Raw genomic sequence first — 16,319 nt, 5'->3', positions numbered from 1 at the left:
GAAGCGAGCGGCAGACCTCCGGTCTGAGGAACACGAACTTCATATGAGGCTAGGTATCACTGGATGAGTTTGCTAAACAAAACAAAGTCCGTTCTGCCGAAGGTGGTACAGAGTAAATGAAGCAGATAGGTGGAGGGAAAGATTGCACTCTTACCTGGGGAGGCCTGGCTGTAACGCCAAGCTCACTTGGTAACCTATTTAGTGATAAATAGCTGAACAGTCAGGAGTCAGCAGAGGCCATAGTACTTTGAATGATCTAGAGATTTAAGGGAAGGGCCGAATCATTTAAGAAGAATTAGCGCTTGGCGTACGTATTACTCAATGAAGCAGAAACATATAATCCTTCCTAATGGAGGACGTGGTGAATCCCACAGGGGACATAAGAAGGGCTGAGAGTAATACCACACAAGAAGATGATCTAATTCACGTAGGAGATTGATAAGAATGTTGGAACGAGTTCTATCACGGCAAAATTTAAATCGCGCACTCGAAAGAGTGGAGCGTAATAAAGGAAGTCACGGTGTAGATGGGATGAACGTACAAAACCTACGACCTTATCTTCATGAACACTGGGCATCCCTGCGAGCTCAGCTCGAAAGTGGTACCTATCAACCTCAACCTGTTCGCCGAGTCGAAATCCCGAAACCGAGCGGAGGTAAGAGGAAATTAGGAATCCCGACTGTGATAGACCGTTTCATACAACAGGCTATTGCACAAACACTGAGTGAGGTTTATGACCCAACATTCTCCACCAAAAGTTTTGGGTTCCGACCAGACAAACGTGCTCACGACGCTGTTCGACAAGCTAGGGGGTATATTAAAGAGGGTTGTCGCTGGGTCGTGGACATTGACCTAGAGAAATTCTTCGATAAGGTAAACCATGATAGATTAATGAGAACAATAAGTTATCGAGTGGATGACCCCATACTACTTAGGTTGATACGTAGGTATCTTCAATCTGGTGTGATGGAGAAAGGCCTTGTCAGTCCTAATACTGAAGGGACTCCGCAAGGAGGACCGCTTAGTCCCCTCCTGTCTAACATTGTTCTAGACGAACTTGACAAGGAACTGGAGGAAAGAGGTCTTGCCTTCGTACGCTATGCCGACGATTGTAATATCTACGTCCGCTCTAGAAGAGCAGGTGAACGGATAATGGAAAGTATTACAACGTTTATTGAGAAGAAACTCAAACTGAAGGTGAACAAAGAGAAGAGTGCAGTAGACCGACCATGGAGAAGAACATTCCTAGGCTTCACTTTCACCAACAACATTAAACAACCGAAAATTAGAGTATCCAAGCAAAGTATTCAACGTTTTAAACTGAGAATACGAAAACTCACCTCGAGGAAATGGTCAATTTCTATGGGGGATAGGATAGAGAAAATCAACCGCTATCTGATCGGTTGGATGGGCTATTATCAACTAGCCGAAACTACCTCAGTCTTTAAAAGGATTGATGGTTGGCTTCGAAGAAGGTTGAGGATGATTCGATGGAAAGAGTGGAAGAAGATTAAAACGAAACAAAAGAATCTTAGGAAGCAAGGAATCAATGAACAACAGGCATGGGAGTGGGCTAATTCTAGACTAGGATACTGGCGTATAGCTAAAAGTCCTATATTAGATAGAGCCCTTGATAACCGATATTGGAATAATCAAGGGCTTAAAAGTCTACTTTTGAGATATCAATCGTTACGTTGGACTTAAATGAAACCGCCGTGTACCGAACGGTACGCACGGTGGTGTGAGAGGTCGGGGGTTAGTCACCCCCTCCTACTCGATTGGTTAAAAATAAGGCAGGTATTTAAACACCTGCCTGAGTATCGAACGATTAATTTTTAAGGAGGAATTACCTAAATAGCCATTTCCTAATAGCTATTTGCACACGCACAACCGATAATAACTAACAGGATGAAAAGAACTAAAATTAATGGAAAATGGTTAAACCCACCAGCATAACCCATATAAAGCACCTCCTTTTATTCCGATAGTGTATTTTATGTTTTGTGATAGACAAGGTATAGTTCATCTGCCTCTGTAATTAGAAAATAGATGTTTTAACACGGTAGTGAGTCTAAATGTATATATGTTATAAAAGAAAAAAGACGGATTTGTAGGGGAAGCAGTGGGAAAGCCTTTTTTTCGTATTGGAACGATCCAACGTAAATTAAATAACATTCTTAAATTAATTCGGTAAATCGTATTAAGAGAAGTCATTCATCCTCACATCTTAGTTATGTAAAAAAAGCAGGAAACTGTACGTAACCTGCTCTAAAGTAGACCTCTTAACTGTTTGTAAGGAGGAATTTTGAGATACTAATTAGTATCCAAATCCAGCACAAGCACATCCAATTAATACTAACAGGATAAAGAGAACTAGAATTAAAGGAAATCCATGAAATCCTGCATACCCACCACTCATATGAAGCACCTCCTTTAGTACAGTTGGTATATGTTATGTTTGTTTAACCACTAGGTATAGTGCAAATGCCGTGAAAAATAAAAATTAGATATTTGTACTTAATTAATGGGAGGAATTGAGTTTAGGGTGGAGGAGGTAGCATCAAAAAGCAACCGTCCAATTTTAGGAGGTTTTTCTTTGTTTCATATTTAAAGTAATGAAATATTAGGTTAAAAAGGGCAAAGTAAAATATTCTCTAGATTATCACACAAGACAAATTAGCAGGTGGCTTCGCTACTGCTCAGAATGATTCAATTTTGCTCATTTCCTCTTTTAAAGTTGCCCGTTATCTTTGCGATTATTAATTGTGATGCTTTTTCATTTTCTGCACCGCTCATTTTCTTTAAAATTTTTTTTGCATCTTTAACATTTGAAATTTTCACTTGTTTACCATAATACTTTATAAAAACTGTATTATATTTATTTATCTGATAACTGAATGGAGCATCGGTTTCTTTTATCTATCTTTCTCATATTCATCTCCTCGTTTTCTTTTCTATATATTTTTTGGTTGCGTATAATGTACTGCTCTATGCAGCTCTGTTGTACTGCATCTACTCACTTTTACTCCAGGGCACAAGTGCGACATCCGTTCTTACTTCACTCTTTCGTATTCACGGTATCTTCTTGTCATGAACCTATTTATGTAGGACACTGCATAACGGTTCAACTTTCAAGTATTCCATTTAATTACTGGTGCTTTATTCATATTATTCACCTTTAAAATCTAAAGAAAAGTCTGTTATATAAATTATCCTTAAATTCGCTAATGGACTCTTCTTTTCCGGTAACTATTTCTGTTACAATTTCACTAACAATTGTGGAGAATTTAAAATTGAAACTTGCAGTATGATTTATGCGTTTGTGGAATAAGAGCAAGTTTGTAAATTACATATAACTATAAAGTCAGCTCTTTAATAAAGGAACTGACGTTTAAAACTAATTTTTTGCTGCAATCATTTTTATAAAAGTAAAGAGTTCATCTTCATCTGCTGCAAGTAAGCCATACTCATTAAGAAAGAGCGCAATTCTTATTACAGAAAAGCGCTCTTAAATGGAATAACTAGTATATTGATTCTAAAATCATTTAACACTTCTTCAACACACAAGTAAGTTAAAGTGCCTTAAATCTAACTCTTTTATCATTTTTAGTTGAATATCTATATCTTTTGCAGTGAAATATAGGTAGAAACCATTCAGTCCGTTTTTAGCTTGGAATAAATATTGAGGTCAATTAATTTCCCTTTAGATTTTTCACTTTGTCTTAATGTTCCCTCGAATGTAAAGTTCAACTTTTTTAGGACTTTGATAGAATTTACATTTCCAGGCTCTACTTTCGCTTCAACTCTATTGAGGTTTAAGGAGTCGAATGCGTAATTTTTTAGAGCGTAAATAACTTCTGGTGCGTAGCCATTTCCCCAATATGATTTAGCGATGTCGTATCCGATTTCTGTCTTTTCATTTTCGAAGTCTAAAGAATTATATCCACAAGAACCGATAATTTCATTGGATTTTAATTCAACTATAGTGAAACGAATAGCTTGATTATCTTGAGCCAGTTTTTCAAGATAAGAGATCATTTCCATAGCTTGATTTTCATCGGTGAAGTTACGGACGTTCATAAATTTAGTAACATCTGGATCAGACCAAACTTTAAATAAGCTAGGTGCATCATCAGTTGTCATTTTTCTTAAATGTAATCTTTCTGTAAACAAATCTGTCGTCAATACTTTTACCTCCTAATTTGATTTTATTATAGGTTAAAAATATTGATATCTGCGCATAGTTCAGTCCCTTCAATTTACAAAATTAGTTTAATTATACAAGGTTATTTAAGAAAGTAAATCATAAGGCATGTTAACTTATATTTCAGTTCGACAAAAAATCAATGATGTTGGTGAGTTACATAGTAAAGAAAAACTACAGAAAAAACCCTTATGTATAAAGGGTTTGCGCGTGTATTTTATGGTGTCCCGTACTGGGCTCGAACCAGTGACCTCTACCCTGTCAAGGTAGCGCTCTCCCAACTGAGCTAACGGAACTTGTTTTATTTGCTGCGACAATTAATAATATATATCAAAGGGCAAAGAAAGTCAATAAGATTTATGGATTTTTTTATAAAGAAATTATATTAATAGAATTTACTCGTCATATGTATATCGAACAACATATCTGTCGTTTTTAATTTTTCGAATCTCAACCCAAGGTGGAATTTCATAGCCGTTTTGCCAATTATCTTCAAGTTTTGCCTTTAAGCAGCTTGCTTGAAATTTAGAGTCAAATATTTGTTTTAGATAAATCCATCTAGGTTTAATTTGTTTGTTTGGGAGCTTTTCCATTGATTTTCACCTCAATGTGTTACGGTCATGTTCAAAAGAATACCATTTAAATTTTAAAGAATCAAGCAAATGACCGGAACAGAAGGGGAGCGACATCACCACTTTTTAGTGAAACAGCATTAATGATCCTTGTGCTGTGAAAAAAACAACGCTTGTTCGTAACCTATGCTGATCTGATCATGTTTAATGACATATAGCAGCTACTGTTATGCATATTAAAACACCGGGCAAAAGAGCTTGCCCGGTGTTTTCCTACCCGATTCGTTCTTCTTCATCTTTTCGGCGTATTTCTTCTTCGCGCAGCTGCTCTTCACGGTCTCTTAAACGATGGGCTAACCGGCTAGATGCATTTGCCGCTATACTGCAAAGTAAATCATCGAGAAACGTATTAACGGATGAATCTGTTTTCGTATCCAATTCTTTAATAATTCCTACTTTTTCCTTATCTAAATATCCAAATGTTGTAACAGCGATACTGCCGTACCCAAATACTGAACCGAGGGCAATCGTTTCATCGACACCAAATAACCCTTCGTCATCTTCTACTATGGACTGCAATGGCTCAGACAATTGCTTCTTTTCAGCTAATTTATCTAATTCGATTCCAACGAGGATAGCATGTTGGATTTCCCGCTTTTCTAATACTTTATCAACACTTTCCATACAATCTTCCATTTTTAAATGACGATTATATTCAATTTGCATATCATAGACAATTTTTGCGATGTCTGAAATGTCTACACCACGTTCTTTAAGAAGGTTCCTTGCAGCACTTTCGACGACATGACAATGTACAGGTGCTCTCTTTGACATTTGCTATCACTCCTTTGTGAAATACTGTCCATTTGACTAGTATTCTAACATACTTTAATGTAATAGTAGAGATTCATGCTGTGATGAAAGGAAACTACTATTGACCTTAACCGTAATTGAAAAGATTTTTTTCGATAAAATTAAAGGATATTTAAGGAGAAATGTAGAATTTTTTACTGACATGCAGAATAAGTGTGTATCGTGCAAACCTCTGTTTGAAAACAGGCGGTTTGGGAAAAATAATGGAAGATAATGATGCCACAGCATTTATTTGAAAGAAGGAGGGAATGAAATGAGATACGGGATCGCAGTATTTCCATCAAAAAAATTGCAAGATATCGCAAATTCATATCGAAAAAGGTATGATTCACATTATGCAAAAATACCACCTCATTTGACGCTGAAAGAACCATTTGAAGCTGATGAAGAGGAGGTTCCAGAATATATCGAAACGATTCGAAAGGTTGCAGAAGCATCAAAACCTTTTATTCTCGAAGTTTATAAATTCAGTTCTTTCCACCCGGTAACGAATACAATTTATATGAAAGTGAAAGAAAACGAAGAGTTACTTACACTACAAGAGCGGTTAAACAGTGGGAAATTGAGTCAGGAACAAGAGTACCAGTTTGTTCCTCATATTACGATTGGTCAAGACATTGAAAATGATGAGTGCTCTGATGTGTTTGGACGGCTTAGACTAGAATCTATTTCACATCAGGAAGAGATAGACCGTTTTTCACTACTCTATCAATTAGAAAACGGAACATGGACAGTGTATGAAACGTTCCGTCTTAATAAGGATGAATAGATGTGGACGTGACAGTAAAGGTAGTTAATACAGCAGAGGAGAGCAAGGATGCTTTCTTTGTAAGGAAAACGGTATTTATTGAAGAACAAAACGTTCCTGAGGAAATTGAGGTTGATCAATATGAAGATGAATCAATCCATTTTGTAGCCTATGAAAAAGGAAGTCCTGTAGGGGCAGGAAGATTGCGAATACTCGGCAGTTATGGGAAGGTAGAGCGAATTTGTGTTCTTAAAAGTGTAAGAAGTCATGGAGTCGGTGAAAAGCTCATGTCGTATTTAGAGCAGGTAGCCAAAGAGGAACACATAACTGAGTTACGGTTAAATGCTCAAATACGTGCAGAACGTTTTTATAAGAGGCTCGGGTATGATACGTATTCAGATCAGTTCTTTGATGCAGGGATCCCACATGTGTCAATGAAAAAAATATTATAAATTGAACGAAAGAGCAGCAGATGGTGGCTGTTCTTTTTTTATAGAAGATATTCAAAAGTCTGGGGAAAATAGCTTCCGTATCTCTGCGTTGACTCGTTTCTCCGTTACTCACGTTTTAACAACACCTTACCTCCGCTACTCAAAACTTCGTTGCCTTGAAAAACTCTGTCTCTTCCTCTACAAGCTAAGCTTTGTCTTGTATCCGTCAACCCGGCAAAAATGCCACGTCCTGCGGGAACGCCGAAATCCCCACATCCATGTGGAAGCTCGTGATGTGACGCTCGTGTCTCTTTTTGTCCTCTTTTTGAACACGAACTTTATAGGAATTCTTATGTAGAATAAGATTAAAATTGTACCGCTAAGTGAAGAGTTTGGGTACCTTGACGGTAGCAAAAGACGATAATTGTACGGTCAAGAGAGGAGATTGGGCACTTTGATGGATACAACCCTTTAACGATAAGCCTAATTTTGAACAAAAAAATTAGCGACGCATTCCCCTTCAAAATCTATTGATTTAGTGGGGATTAGTCGCTAAAGTCTTATTCTCCCTGTTCTTGAATGTATTTTTTTATTACATCGATTGTTGCTCCGCCAGTCGTTAATATCATATAACTTCTGCTCCAAAAATACGGTTTCCAATAGTATTTACTCAGGTAATTTTGGAATTCTTTGCGAATATATCGAGAAGTGACGGTTTTAAAGCTATTGATGGTGTTTGCTAGATTTATTTGAGGAGGTGCGTCGAAAAGGATATGTATGTGGTCTTCTTCACCGTTCATCTCGATCATCTCGCAATTCCATTTCGAAAATAAATCTTCTGATATTTCCTTCAACCTTTTCATCACATCATCATTGATGCATTTATGTCTGTATTTTGTAACGACAACTAAATGATAAGTCAACTTAAAATATGCGTGTCTATTCTTTTTATAATCAGTCATTTTAATCCCTCCCGTTTCTATTTACAACTAAATTTGATTTTGATATGATAAATATATCATATAAATGAAAGTTTTGGAAGGAGGGTTTGATGATGAAAATAGCTAAAACGTTATCTCACAAGATTACGAATCATTCTCGCATCTTCGATGCTACGTTAGAAGTGTATAATCATGCTTTATCTTTCATTATTGATATCATCGAAAAAGAGTTTGATCATCTTGATGATATGACGACGAAATCTATCGTTCCGTTGGTAGAAAAGCTCATTCATACAACGAAATCAAACCCTCTTCCGAAATACCGAGAGTTTGACTCTCTTTTTTATAAATTTCCTTCGTATTTCCGTAGAGGAGCAATTGCAACAGCTTTTGGCAAGGTCAAAAGTTATCGTTCTCATTACCGTAATTGGGAAGAAGAAAAAGCAATCGTCCTTTCCGAAGGAAAGAAATTTAAGAAAAAGCCACCACGTTTGCAACTCGAACATAAGGAGTTTCCTGTGTTTTACCGTGGCAACATGTTCGAGAGAACATCAGATACAACAGCTCAAATCAAGGTTTTTCATAAAAACGATTGGGTTTGGGTGGAGATCGAATTCAAAAAACAAGATTTATATAAACGCGGTGTTTGGGATTGGAAAGAAAATAACCCCAAGCTAGTTAAAGTTGGAAAAAAGTATTTCCTTCATTTTAGTTATCAATCAAAAGTAACATTATCAAAAACTAAAATGAAAGACCAAAAAGCATGTGCTGTCGACCTTGGAGTGAATAACTCTGCGGTTTGTTCGGTCATCGATGCAAATGGAACTGTCTTGGCTAGAAAGTTTATGATTCAACCCAAAGAAAAAGACCAATTGTACACGATGACGAACAAATTACGCAAAGTTCAACGTAATTCAGGTTGGATATCTGCACCGAATTTTTGGCGTAGAATAAATGGATTACAAAAGCAAATTGTAAACAATACTTCACACGAAATTGTGAAGTTTGCAAATGAACATCATTGTGATGTTATTGTGTTTGAGTACCTTGACAAAATGAAAGTTCCAAAGGGGGTTTGGGGAGCAAAGAAACTTCGTTTCAAGCTGCGTTATTGGAGAAAGAAAGGCATTCAAAACAAAGTAGAAGAAATGGCACACTATTTAGGTATGCGCATCTCTAGAGTAAACGCTCGTAATACGAGCGCCCTTGCATATGATGGGTCTGGATTCGTCGAAAGAAACGACAAAAAAGACCTTGCCATGTTTACAACAGGCAAAGTCTATCATGCGGATTTATCAGCTTCGTACAACATTGGAGCTCGATATTTTATTCGAGGCATCCAAAAATCCATTTCTGAAAAGAAGTGGTTGGCTCTTCAGGCAAAAGTTCCTGAGTTGTCAAAAAGGACAAATACGACCTTGTCTTCATTAATTAGCCTTAATCTGGCACAGTAGTTCCTGAAGGGAATTACACTGCGAGATATTGAGCTGTATGTAAGATAAGGGATGCTCCATCAAAATCTTCGATTTAGTTGGAGAGGTTCACTATGATAAACATTCGTGGTAGATGGTAATGAGCCCAATTTATCAGGTTTAGTTGTAAATAGAAACGTATGTTCGTATAATGGAGGGAGAATCCCTTTAGGAGGCGAATTTTATGGATGGTTTATTGTTACGGGAGAAATCCAAAGGCCGGCCAATAGAGATTATGTATATGTCGACGAAAGGGCTCGTGACGAAGAGAACCGTATCGGTCATTAAAGTAAACAAACAATCTTTATATGGATATTGCCATCTTCGTAATGAAGTTCGTCATTTCAAGAAAGAAAATATTCTTGCTGTTTTACCGAAAACAACATTAAAACGAAATCAATCGATGTTTTGAGTATATTTAGTATGAATACTCATGTTAAAGAAGAGAGGGTGTCTCAAAAGTCTAATGCTTTTGATGACACCCTCTTGAATCATTATTCATTGTCTAAAGCTTGTTTTAAATCTTGAATAAGGTCTTCTGCATCTTCAATACCGACAGATGCACGAATGAGACCGTCGGTAATACCTAATTCTAATCTTCTTTCTCTAGGAATGGAAGCATGAGTCATCTTAGCTGGAAGGCTAATTAAACTTTCAACTGCTCCTAGACTTTCTGCTAATGTGAAATACTTCGTTTTTCTCAACACCCGCTCTGCACGTTCGCCGCTACCAACGTCAAAGGAAATCATACCTCCAAACCCAGTCGCTTGCTGTTTGTGTGTGTCATGACCTTTGTGGTTTGCAAGACCAGGGTAATAAATATTTACGATGTCATCTCGCTCAGACAAAAAGTCTACGATTTTCTTCGTCGATTTTTCGGTTTGTTCCATTCTAAGTCCGAGCGTTTTCATTCCTCTCATAAGTAGCCAGGAATCATGAGGGCCTAATATACCTCCTGAAGAATTTTGAATGAAGTGTACTTCTTCAGCGAGTTTTTCTGAATTGACAACGACAAGCCCAGCAACGACATCACTATGTCCACCAAGATATTTCGTAGCACTGTGAAGCACAATATCAGAACCAAAAGAAATTGGGTTTTGGAAATAAGGTGTACTGAATGTATTGTCTACGATAAAAAGAATGTCGTGTTTTTTAGCAATTGCATTTACCTCGTTAAAGTCTGTAACTTTTAAAAGAGGGTTTGTCGGTGTTTCTACATAAATGGCAACTGTATTGTCTTGAATCGCATCTTTTACTTGATCTATATCACTCGTATCAACGAAAGTGACCTCAAGGTTAAAGCGATTCATCAGTTTACTCATTAACCGGTATGTTCCGCCATAAACATCATCGGTAAAAATGACGTGATCACCGCTTTTGAATAACGACATCACTGCAGTTATGGCAGCCATACCAGACCCAAAGGCAAAACCTGCATGTCCTCCTTCTAAATCGCGAATAAGTGATTCCAATGCTTCTCGTGTAGGATTGCCAGTTCTTGAATATTCGTAAGCGAAATTACCGACGCCTTCTTGTTTATACGTGCTCACTTGGTAGATTGGTACAGATACAGCGCCAGTATGCTTATCTCCAACAATCCCTCCATGAATTAATTGTGTTTTTTTCTTCATATTAATCCTTACCTCCATAAATTCCGGTACTCAAATAACGCTCACTGCTATCAGGAAATACCGTGACAATCTTTGCTCCAGGCTTTGCTGTTTCTGCTTCTTTCAGGGCTGCTGCAAATGCAGCACCTGATGAACTCCCAACTAATAAGCCTTCTTTTTTCGTCAGTTCTAACACGAATTGAAATGCTTCTTTATCAGAAATCGTATGAATCGAATCAAAATAGGATGTATCCATATACGGTGGTAAAAACTCCATCCCAATTCCTTCGGTTCGGTGTGGACCAGCTTCGCCACCGTTTAAAATCGACCCTTCAGGTTCCACGATAACGGTTTTTATGGATGAATTGAATTCTTTTAAATATTTAGCTGTTCCCATAAATGTACCGCCTGTACCTGCACCTGCGATAAAAACGTCAAGATCGCCATGAAGATCCTTCATAATTTCCGGGCCTAATGTCTTATAGTACGTGTTTGGATTTGCTTCATTTTGAAATTGCGCAGGTGAGTAAGAGTCCGGAATTTCAGTTAATAGTTGCGCTGCTTTTTTAATTGCCCCGACCATTCCATCTTCTGTTGGCGTATTGATAACAGTTGCTCCTAAAGAACGCATGAGCATCTGTTTTTCCTGGCTGAACTTTTTAGGCACGACGAAAATCACTTTTACATCCGTTCCTACTGCAGCCAGCGCAAGTCCAATACCAGTATTTCCTGCTGTCGGTTCAATAAGTGTACCTTTAGGTGTAATGTGTCCATGATCAATTGCACTACGGATGAGTTCTTGCCCTAGTCTGTCTTTTACACTGCCGCCAGGATTAAAATATTCTAACTTTGCATAAATGTTCACTTCATTTGGCAACGGAACATTCGTAATTTCATATAAAGGGGTGTTTCCAACGAGAGAGTGAATACCACGATAAATAGTCATGTTCGGTACCACCTTTAGTTGGAATCATCAGCAAAAACTTGCGTCCATTCATCCTTTTTCTGAAGCATATTTGCAGCTAGCTCTTTTGCGCCTTCTAGAGAGTGAGAGGCAGCCCAACCACATTGGATTTCATTACAAGCAGGAACTTCGTCCGCTTTTAATACGTCATTTAACGTTTTCTCTAATAAATCAAGGACGTTATCATAGCTTTCATCATTAATAATTGATAAATAAAATCCTGTTTGGCATCCCATCGGGCTAATATCAACTATTTGAGAATGATGGTTTCGGCTTAGTTCTGCCATTAAATGCTCTAATGAATGAAGAGAGGGCATTTTCATATGCTCTTTATTTGGCTGGGAAAAACGAATATCGTATTTGAATATTTTATCTCCATTTATTCCCTCTGTTGTTCCTGCTAGACGCACGTACGGTGCTTTTACTTTTGTGTGGTCTAAATTAAAGCTTTCAACATTCATTTTTTTGGTCATTGTTTATTCCTCCACTTATTATCGTTTTGTTGCTTCTAATATCCAAACGAATGTATTCATCGCTTGGAAGGATACATCAAAATTAGACTCTTCAAAGATGTCTGTTAACATCGGGATCGTTGTGTAATACTCAGTTTGCAGGTCTTCAGCTAAATTTAAATGGTCTTTCTTTTTTGCATCTATGATGATCTCGTTTTTGGCATCATCGTTTATAAACATTGTATCAGCGAAGACGACCTTATGACCAGTATTTAATAATTCACTATACAGGTTTGCTGCTTCACGTTTTTCTTCATCCGTCAAATGATGGAACGCATAAGTAGACACAATCGTTTCTACTTGTTTATCAAGAGAAGGAAAGTGTAAAAAGTCACCTGGTAATATCGTGTGATTAAGTTTTTTTGTAGCAATCAAACGCATTTTCTCAGACGGTTCAATGCCGGTAAAATCGTCTGTTTTCGCTAATAAAAGAGAGGATAAGTTTCCTGTTCCTACTCCAAATTCTAAAATGTGTCCCGAGGAACGCTTTGCTACCTCATTTAAAATTTGTCCATAGCCTTCGAAAACTTCTTTATATTCTTCATCAACACCTGCGACTGTTTGATCGTAAGATTCAGCCCAACGGTCGAATAAATCAACAAATTCAAGTCCCATTGATATCACTTCCTTTTCTAAACCTTATAATTCGCATTAAAATAATAGGAATTAATGTTATTATATCATATGAAATAATTTGTAAAAAGGGAAGAGTTTTTTGACAGCTAAGGGTAGGGAGGAAGACGGCGTAGTTATATGAAATACATATTGGCACTTGAATGAGGTAAAAAAGAAAGGCTGTCCCAATTCTAAAACTAGGGTTGGGACAGCTTCATTTTATGTCTTTTTTAATCCAGTACTTTCGATATATGCTTTCATCTGCATTCTCTTAGGCACTGCGAGCATATTGGCGATTTGTTCAGTCCAGCGGTCATTTCGTTTCCCGCCCGTTCGCAGTTCATAATAAGCGGACACGGTTTCGTTAAATGCTTCTAATTGTGCTAAATATTCTTGCTTGTCTTTGTTGTACGTATCTTCGTGATAAACATGTTCTAATGGTAATCTCGGTTTTTTATTTGAAGCGTTCTCAGGAACACCAACAGCTAACCCGAATAATGGAATGACATAAGGAGGGAGGTTTAATAATTGTCCGACTTTTTCAATTTCATTTCTTAAGCCTCCAATATAACAAATGCCGAGATCCATAGATTCAGCTGCAATGACTGCATTTTGTGCAGCGAGTGATGCATCGATAACCGAGACAAGAAATTTTTCTGTACTTTCAATTGATTGCTTCACATCGATATGTTCTAATTCCCCAGCTAATTTATGGCGATATAAATCTGCACAAAACACAAAGAAATGACCATTTTTCGCAACGTAATTCTGATTCCCTGCAAGTTCCGCCAGACGCTCCTTTTTTGTGGCATCTTTTATTCCTATAATCGAATATGCTTGTATGTAACTTGAGGTAGAAGCCATTTGAGCAGCTTCAATAATCGTCTTAATTTGTTTTTGTGACAAACTTTTGTCTTTAAATTTACGGATGGACCTGTGGTTTAATAACGTTTCAATTGTATCATTCATATTTCCACTCCTTCATTTTATTGCTTTCTACTTTTATACCATACACAATCTCTCGGTGCTAAACATAACACTTTGTATAAAGGAAAAATAAAATAGAGAATAATCAAGTGAAAAAGGAAAAACGGGCTTTGCCCGTTTTGATTCGATTCCATATCCCTTTTTTATTTTTTGGTTTGGTTAAAACTCATTGATGATGGTTGAAATAGCTCGCTTTTCCACAGAGTCTCGGTATTTTTCAACATAAACAAGTCAAAAATCAACATTTTTATTTAACAGAGCCTATTTTTTAATAAAGAATCCGCCAACTTGTTTGACGATAGGGCTAATTTGGTTCGCTGTTTTTACTACTTGATCGACCGTTGTCATTGCTTTGTTAATATCAAATTTTCCATCTGGAGTTTGAAATGCAGAGATAATTCCATTTAGTGTGGAATTACCTGGATTTTGATTAGTCTGATGAGAGTTCCCATGCCAATTATGGAACTGGTTCGGTCCGTGCCAGTAATGCTGTTGGTTTGGACGAGGGGACATCCCTTGATGATATGGCGGTCTTTGCTCTGGCCTTCTTGGTGGAAATAACATTTGATCATATCCCTCCTTTAATCAATTTGGATTGGTTTCTTTTTATTCGGGATTCGAATTTTTAATACACCATCTTTCAATTGTGCCTTTACTTCAGATTCGTTTACAGCAAATGGAAGTTGTATTGTTTTTTCTGACCTTTCGAATGATGTACTTTGTTTAAATACTTGTGTTTTTGAATCTTTTACTTCTTCAAAGTCTTCATATGAAACAGCTATTTTAATAAAATTATGATAAATATCTAATGTGATTTGGTCTTTTTTTACTCCTGGTATTTCTGCTTCGATAATGTACTCTGTTTTCGTTTCATACCGGTATACAGGTATTGAACGAGGGATGTGGAAGTTACGAACCGTATCTTGAAAAAAAGAATCAATGGACTGTAAAATATCACCGAAAGGCCTCTCATGGATAGGCTGATTTTTTCTTTTGTCTTTGCTCATAAGAGATCACCTCACTATTCTTTCCCCTAATATCATATGAAAGATTGATATGAACGTTTAGGCAGGAGTCTAATATTTTTTTATACTTTCGCCTTTTCTCAAAAATGTACCCTTTCTATATAAATAATGATTCTAGATTTTAACGAAATAAATTGGCATAATGAAGGTATAAAAATGTTTTTATTGTTCAAGTTGTAATTAGGGGTGTGACAAATGGAAAAATTACATAAATTTTTTATTATATTATTATTGGCAGGTTCAGCTTCTATTGTCGTTATTTACACGGTTTTAACCATTTTAGCAATTGTTAATAGCGGTAATACATAATATCCGGCAGAATGCCCGATCGATGCGTTAAAAAGCTCGTTAAAGTGAGCTGTTGAAATTGACCGATAAGATGACTAAAAAAGAAATGCCTCCCAATTTTAGACACATCTAAAATTGGGAGGCATTTCATAACAGAGTCTTTTCAAAAGTGTAACCATATTTTACTGAATAGCTCTATTTTCACCGCTGCATGTTAATTTACAGTTTTCGAGCATGTAAATTTTATCTGCAAACTCTTTAATGCTGTCATCATTACTAACAATGATAACAGTAGAACCATTCTTTTTAGCGAATCGCAGCAACATTGATAACACTTCCTGTCCATCAATACCTGTTAACTGTTTGGTGGGCTCATCAGCTAAAATGAGCTTCGGTTTAGTCATTAATATGCGAGCGATAGTTGCTAATACTTGTTCTTTACTATCCAACCCTTCAAGGGTCTCATTCATCTTTTCTTTAGAAAAGCCTAATTCACTTAAAATCCTTTCCGCTTCCTCTTCCGTTCGTTTATAATTCGAATGATCAGATGGTGTTCCTAGTAACAAATTTTGCTTCGTTGTAAGAAATGGGATTAAACAGCCTTCGTCAGTTATAAAGCCGATATGCTCTAAACGCCATTCAGTTCGATGCTTGATCGTTAATAAATCTTTTCCGAAGACTTCAACTGTTCCTTTGTTTGGTGGTGTCATTGCAGCAATCATCTTCAAAAGAGTTGTTTTACCGGTACGATCTCCTCCAGATACGACAATGAGTTCTCCCTCGTGAACTTGCAAGTTCATTTCATCGAATAATACATTTAATCCCGTACCATCAGCGAACCGCTTTAAAACGTTCTTCAATTCAACAGCATACATCGTTACTTCACCCCCAGAAAGTATTAACAATAGTATTGACCACTCCCCTTATTAATATATTAAACCATGTAAACAAAAATTATGAAACCGCTCTCAAATAAAAATTTTGATAATTTAGTAAAATCAAAAAATTCCACTCAGGTGTATAACGTGAGAAGTTTGATATGATATGATGTTTTTCATTAACGTGTGACTGTGTGAA

The 16,319-nt window shown here is 36.9% G+C and carries 20 protein-coding genes and 1 tRNA gene; 5 read left to right on the top strand and 16 right to left on the bottom strand.

Features of this window, described 5'->3' with window-relative positions; genetic code table 11:
- Window positions 1-444 precede the first annotated feature (444 nt).
- Window positions 445-1,704, top strand: coding sequence for a group II intron reverse transcriptase/maturase (ltrA, locus tag CD001_RS19805; RefSeq protein ID WP_096186737.1), 1,260 nt, complete (start codon window positions 445-447; stop codon window positions 1,702-1,704).
- Window positions 1,705-1,865: 161 nt separating this feature from the next.
- On the opposite strand, the gene CD001_RS19800 is transcribed toward ltrA, so the two are convergent.
- The 7 genes from CD001_RS19800 to CD001_RS19770 all read right to left on the bottom strand — a co-directional run bounded on the left by CD001_RS19800 (window position 1,866) and on the right by CD001_RS19770 (window position 5,610).
- Entirely contained in the window at window positions 1,866-1,961 is a 96-nt protein-coding gene (locus CD001_RS19800; protein ID WP_096189321.1) for a YjcZ family sporulation protein, read from the bottom strand.
- 356 nt (window positions 1,962-2,317) lie between these two features.
- Window positions 2,318-2,419 carry a YjcZ family sporulation protein gene (locus tag CD001_RS19795; protein ID WP_096189320.1) on the bottom strand — a complete coding sequence of 34 codons (102 nt, stop codon included), beginning with the start codon at window positions 2,417-2,419 and terminating at the stop codon, window positions 2,318-2,320.
- Between the two features lie 290 nt (window positions 2,420-2,709).
- Entirely contained in the window at window positions 2,710-2,919 is a 210-nt protein-coding gene (locus CD001_RS27150) for a hypothetical protein (protein ID WP_407081150.1), read from the bottom strand.
- Between the two features lie 735 nt (window positions 2,920-3,654).
- Entirely contained in the window at window positions 3,655-4,185 is a 531-nt protein-coding gene (locus tag CD001_RS19785; RefSeq protein ID WP_096189319.1) for a GNAT family N-acetyltransferase, read from the bottom strand.
- A gap of 239 nt (window positions 4,186-4,424) precedes the next feature.
- Window positions 4,425-4,500, bottom strand: a tRNA-Val gene (locus tag CD001_RS19780).
- A gap of 99 nt (window positions 4,501-4,599) precedes the next feature.
- Window positions 4,600-4,797, bottom strand: a complete 198-nt coding sequence (locus CD001_RS19775; RefSeq protein WP_096189318.1) for a hypothetical protein — start codon at window positions 4,795-4,797, stop codon at window positions 4,600-4,602.
- A gap of 252 nt (window positions 4,798-5,049) precedes the next feature.
- On the bottom strand, window positions 5,050-5,610 hold the full coding sequence (locus tag CD001_RS19770; RefSeq protein WP_096189317.1) for a phosphatidylglycerophosphatase A family protein: 561 nt from the start codon (window positions 5,608-5,610) through the stop codon (window positions 5,050-5,052).
- 292 nt (window positions 5,611-5,902) lie between these two features.
- On the opposite strand from CD001_RS19770, the gene CD001_RS19765 reads away from it, so the two are divergent.
- Both CD001_RS19765 and CD001_RS19760 read left to right on the top strand, forming a co-directional pair.
- Window positions 5,903-6,418, top strand: a complete 516-nt coding sequence (locus CD001_RS19765) for a YjcG family protein (RefSeq protein WP_096189316.1) — start codon at window positions 5,903-5,905, stop codon at window positions 6,416-6,418.
- Between the two features lie 8 nt (window positions 6,419-6,426).
- Entirely contained in the window at window positions 6,427-6,849 is a 423-nt protein-coding gene (locus tag CD001_RS19760; RefSeq protein WP_096190690.1) for a GNAT family N-acetyltransferase, read from the top strand.
- 539 nt (window positions 6,850-7,388) lie between these two features.
- Here CD001_RS19760 and tnpA read toward each other — a convergent pair.
- Window positions 7,389-7,790: an IS200/IS605 family transposase gene (tnpA, locus tag CD001_RS19755; RefSeq protein WP_096189315.1), complete on the bottom strand. Its 402-nt coding sequence runs from the start codon at window positions 7,788-7,790 to the stop codon at window positions 7,389-7,391.
- Window positions 7,791-7,879: 89 nt separating this feature from the next.
- Between tnpA and CD001_RS19750 the strand changes: the two genes are divergently transcribed.
- On the top strand, window positions 7,880-9,223 hold the full coding sequence (locus CD001_RS19750) for a transposase (RefSeq protein ID WP_257009867.1): 1,344 nt from the start codon (window positions 7,880-7,882) through the stop codon (window positions 9,221-9,223).
- Between the two features lie 202 nt (window positions 9,224-9,425).
- Window positions 9,426-9,653 (top strand): hypothetical protein, encoded by a 228-nt coding sequence (locus CD001_RS19745; RefSeq protein WP_096189313.1) that lies wholly within the window; start codon window positions 9,426-9,428, stop codon window positions 9,651-9,653.
- A gap of 82 nt (window positions 9,654-9,735) precedes the next feature.
- Here the strand turns inward: CD001_RS19745 and CD001_RS19740 are convergent, their stop codons facing one another.
- The 8 genes from CD001_RS19740 to CD001_RS19705 form a co-directional block, all read right to left on the bottom strand.
- Entirely contained in the window at window positions 9,736-10,872 is a 1,137-nt protein-coding gene (locus CD001_RS19740) for a bifunctional cystathionine gamma-lyase/homocysteine desulfhydrase (protein WP_096189312.1), read from the bottom strand.
- Between the two features lies 1 nt (window position 10,873).
- Window positions 10,874-11,797: a PLP-dependent cysteine synthase family protein gene (locus CD001_RS19735; RefSeq protein WP_096189311.1), complete on the bottom strand. Its 924-nt coding sequence runs from the start codon at window positions 11,795-11,797 to the stop codon at window positions 10,874-10,876.
- A 14-nt stretch (window positions 11,798-11,811) separates the two neighbouring features.
- A complete protein-coding gene (locus CD001_RS19730) occupies window positions 11,812-12,288 on the bottom strand; it encodes an S-ribosylhomocysteine lyase (protein ID WP_096189310.1) in 477 nt (158 codons plus the stop codon).
- 18 nt (window positions 12,289-12,306) lie between these two features.
- On the bottom strand, window positions 12,307-12,942 hold the full coding sequence (locus CD001_RS19725; protein WP_096189309.1) for a class I SAM-dependent DNA methyltransferase: 636 nt from the start codon (window positions 12,940-12,942) through the stop codon (window positions 12,307-12,309).
- Window positions 12,943-13,161: 219 nt separating this feature from the next.
- Window positions 13,162-13,911, bottom strand: a complete 750-nt coding sequence (gene nfsA, locus CD001_RS19720) for an oxygen-insensitive NADPH nitroreductase (protein ID WP_096189308.1) — start codon at window positions 13,909-13,911, stop codon at window positions 13,162-13,164.
- Window positions 13,912-14,190: 279 nt separating this feature from the next.
- Window positions 14,191-14,493: a YppG family protein gene (locus tag CD001_RS19715; protein ID WP_096189307.1), complete on the bottom strand. Its 303-nt coding sequence runs from the start codon at window positions 14,491-14,493 to the stop codon at window positions 14,191-14,193.
- 17 nt (window positions 14,494-14,510) lie between these two features.
- Entirely contained in the window at window positions 14,511-14,936 is a 426-nt protein-coding gene (locus CD001_RS19710) for an Hsp20/alpha crystallin family protein (protein WP_096189306.1), read from the bottom strand.
- Between the two features lie 488 nt (window positions 14,937-15,424).
- A complete protein-coding gene (locus tag CD001_RS19705) occupies window positions 15,425-16,117 on the bottom strand; it encodes an ATP-binding cassette domain-containing protein (RefSeq protein WP_096189305.1) in 693 nt (230 codons plus the stop codon).
- Window positions 16,118-16,319: the final 202 nt, after the last annotated feature.

The organism is Evansella halocellulosilytica, assembly GCF_002335745.1.
Lineage (GTDB): Bacteria > Bacillota > Bacilli > Bacillales > Salisediminibacteriaceae > Bacillus_CA > Bacillus_CA halocellulosilytica.
Note: the sequence above shows the minus strand (reverse complement) of the source record. Positions and strands in the feature narration are given on the sequence as shown.

Coding starts and splice junctions, on each gene's coding strand:
- CD001_RS19765 (WP_096189316.1), top strand. CDS start 5,903: ATGAGATACGGGATCGCAGTATTTCCATCAAAAAAATTGCAAGATATC.
- CD001_RS19800 (WP_096189321.1), bottom strand. CDS start 1,961: ATGGGTTATGCTGGTGGGTTTAACCATTTTCCATTAATTTTAGTTCTT.
- CD001_RS19735 (WP_096189311.1), bottom strand. CDS start 11,797: ATGACTATTTATCGTGGTATTCACTCTCTCGTTGGAAACACCCCTTTA.
- ltrA (WP_096186737.1), top strand. CDS start 445: ATGTTGGAACGAGTTCTATCACGGCAAAATTTAAATCGCGCACTCGAA.
- CD001_RS19715 (WP_096189307.1), bottom strand. CDS start 14,493: ATGTTATTTCCACCAAGAAGGCCAGAGCAAAGACCGCCATATCATCAA.
- CD001_RS19705 (WP_096189305.1), bottom strand. CDS start 16,117: ATGTATGCTGTTGAATTGAAGAACGTTTTAAAGCGGTTCGCTGATGGT.
- CD001_RS19725 (WP_096189309.1), bottom strand. CDS start 12,942: ATGGGACTTGAATTTGTTGATTTATTCGACCGTTGGGCTGAATCTTAC.
- CD001_RS19740 (WP_096189312.1), bottom strand. CDS start 10,872: ATGAAGAAAAAAACACAATTAATTCATGGAGGGATTGTTGGAGATAAG.
- CD001_RS19795 (WP_096189320.1), bottom strand. CDS start 2,419: ATGAGTGGTGGGTATGCAGGATTTCATGGATTTCCTTTAATTCTAGTT.
- nfsA (WP_096189308.1), bottom strand. CDS start 13,911: ATGAATGATACAATTGAAACGTTATTAAACCACAGGTCCATCCGTAAA.
- CD001_RS19710 (WP_096189306.1), bottom strand. CDS start 14,936: ATGAGCAAAGACAAAAGAAAAAATCAGCCTATCCATGAGAGGCCTTTC.
- CD001_RS19775 (WP_096189318.1), bottom strand. CDS start 4,797: ATGGAAAAGCTCCCAAACAAACAAATTAAACCTAGATGGATTTATCTA.
- CD001_RS19770 (WP_096189317.1), bottom strand. CDS start 5,610: ATGTCAAAGAGAGCACCTGTACATTGTCATGTCGTCGAAAGTGCTGCA.
- CD001_RS19745 (WP_096189313.1), top strand. CDS start 9,426: ATGGATGGTTTATTGTTACGGGAGAAATCCAAAGGCCGGCCAATAGAG.
- tnpA (WP_096189315.1), bottom strand. CDS start 7,790: ATGACTGATTATAAAAAGAATAGACACGCATATTTTAAGTTGACTTAT.
- CD001_RS19750 (WP_257009867.1), top strand. CDS start 7,880: ATGATGAAAATAGCTAAAACGTTATCTCACAAGATTACGAATCATTCT.
- CD001_RS19730 (WP_096189310.1), bottom strand. CDS start 12,288: ATGACCAAAAAAATGAATGTTGAAAGCTTTAATTTAGACCACACAAAA.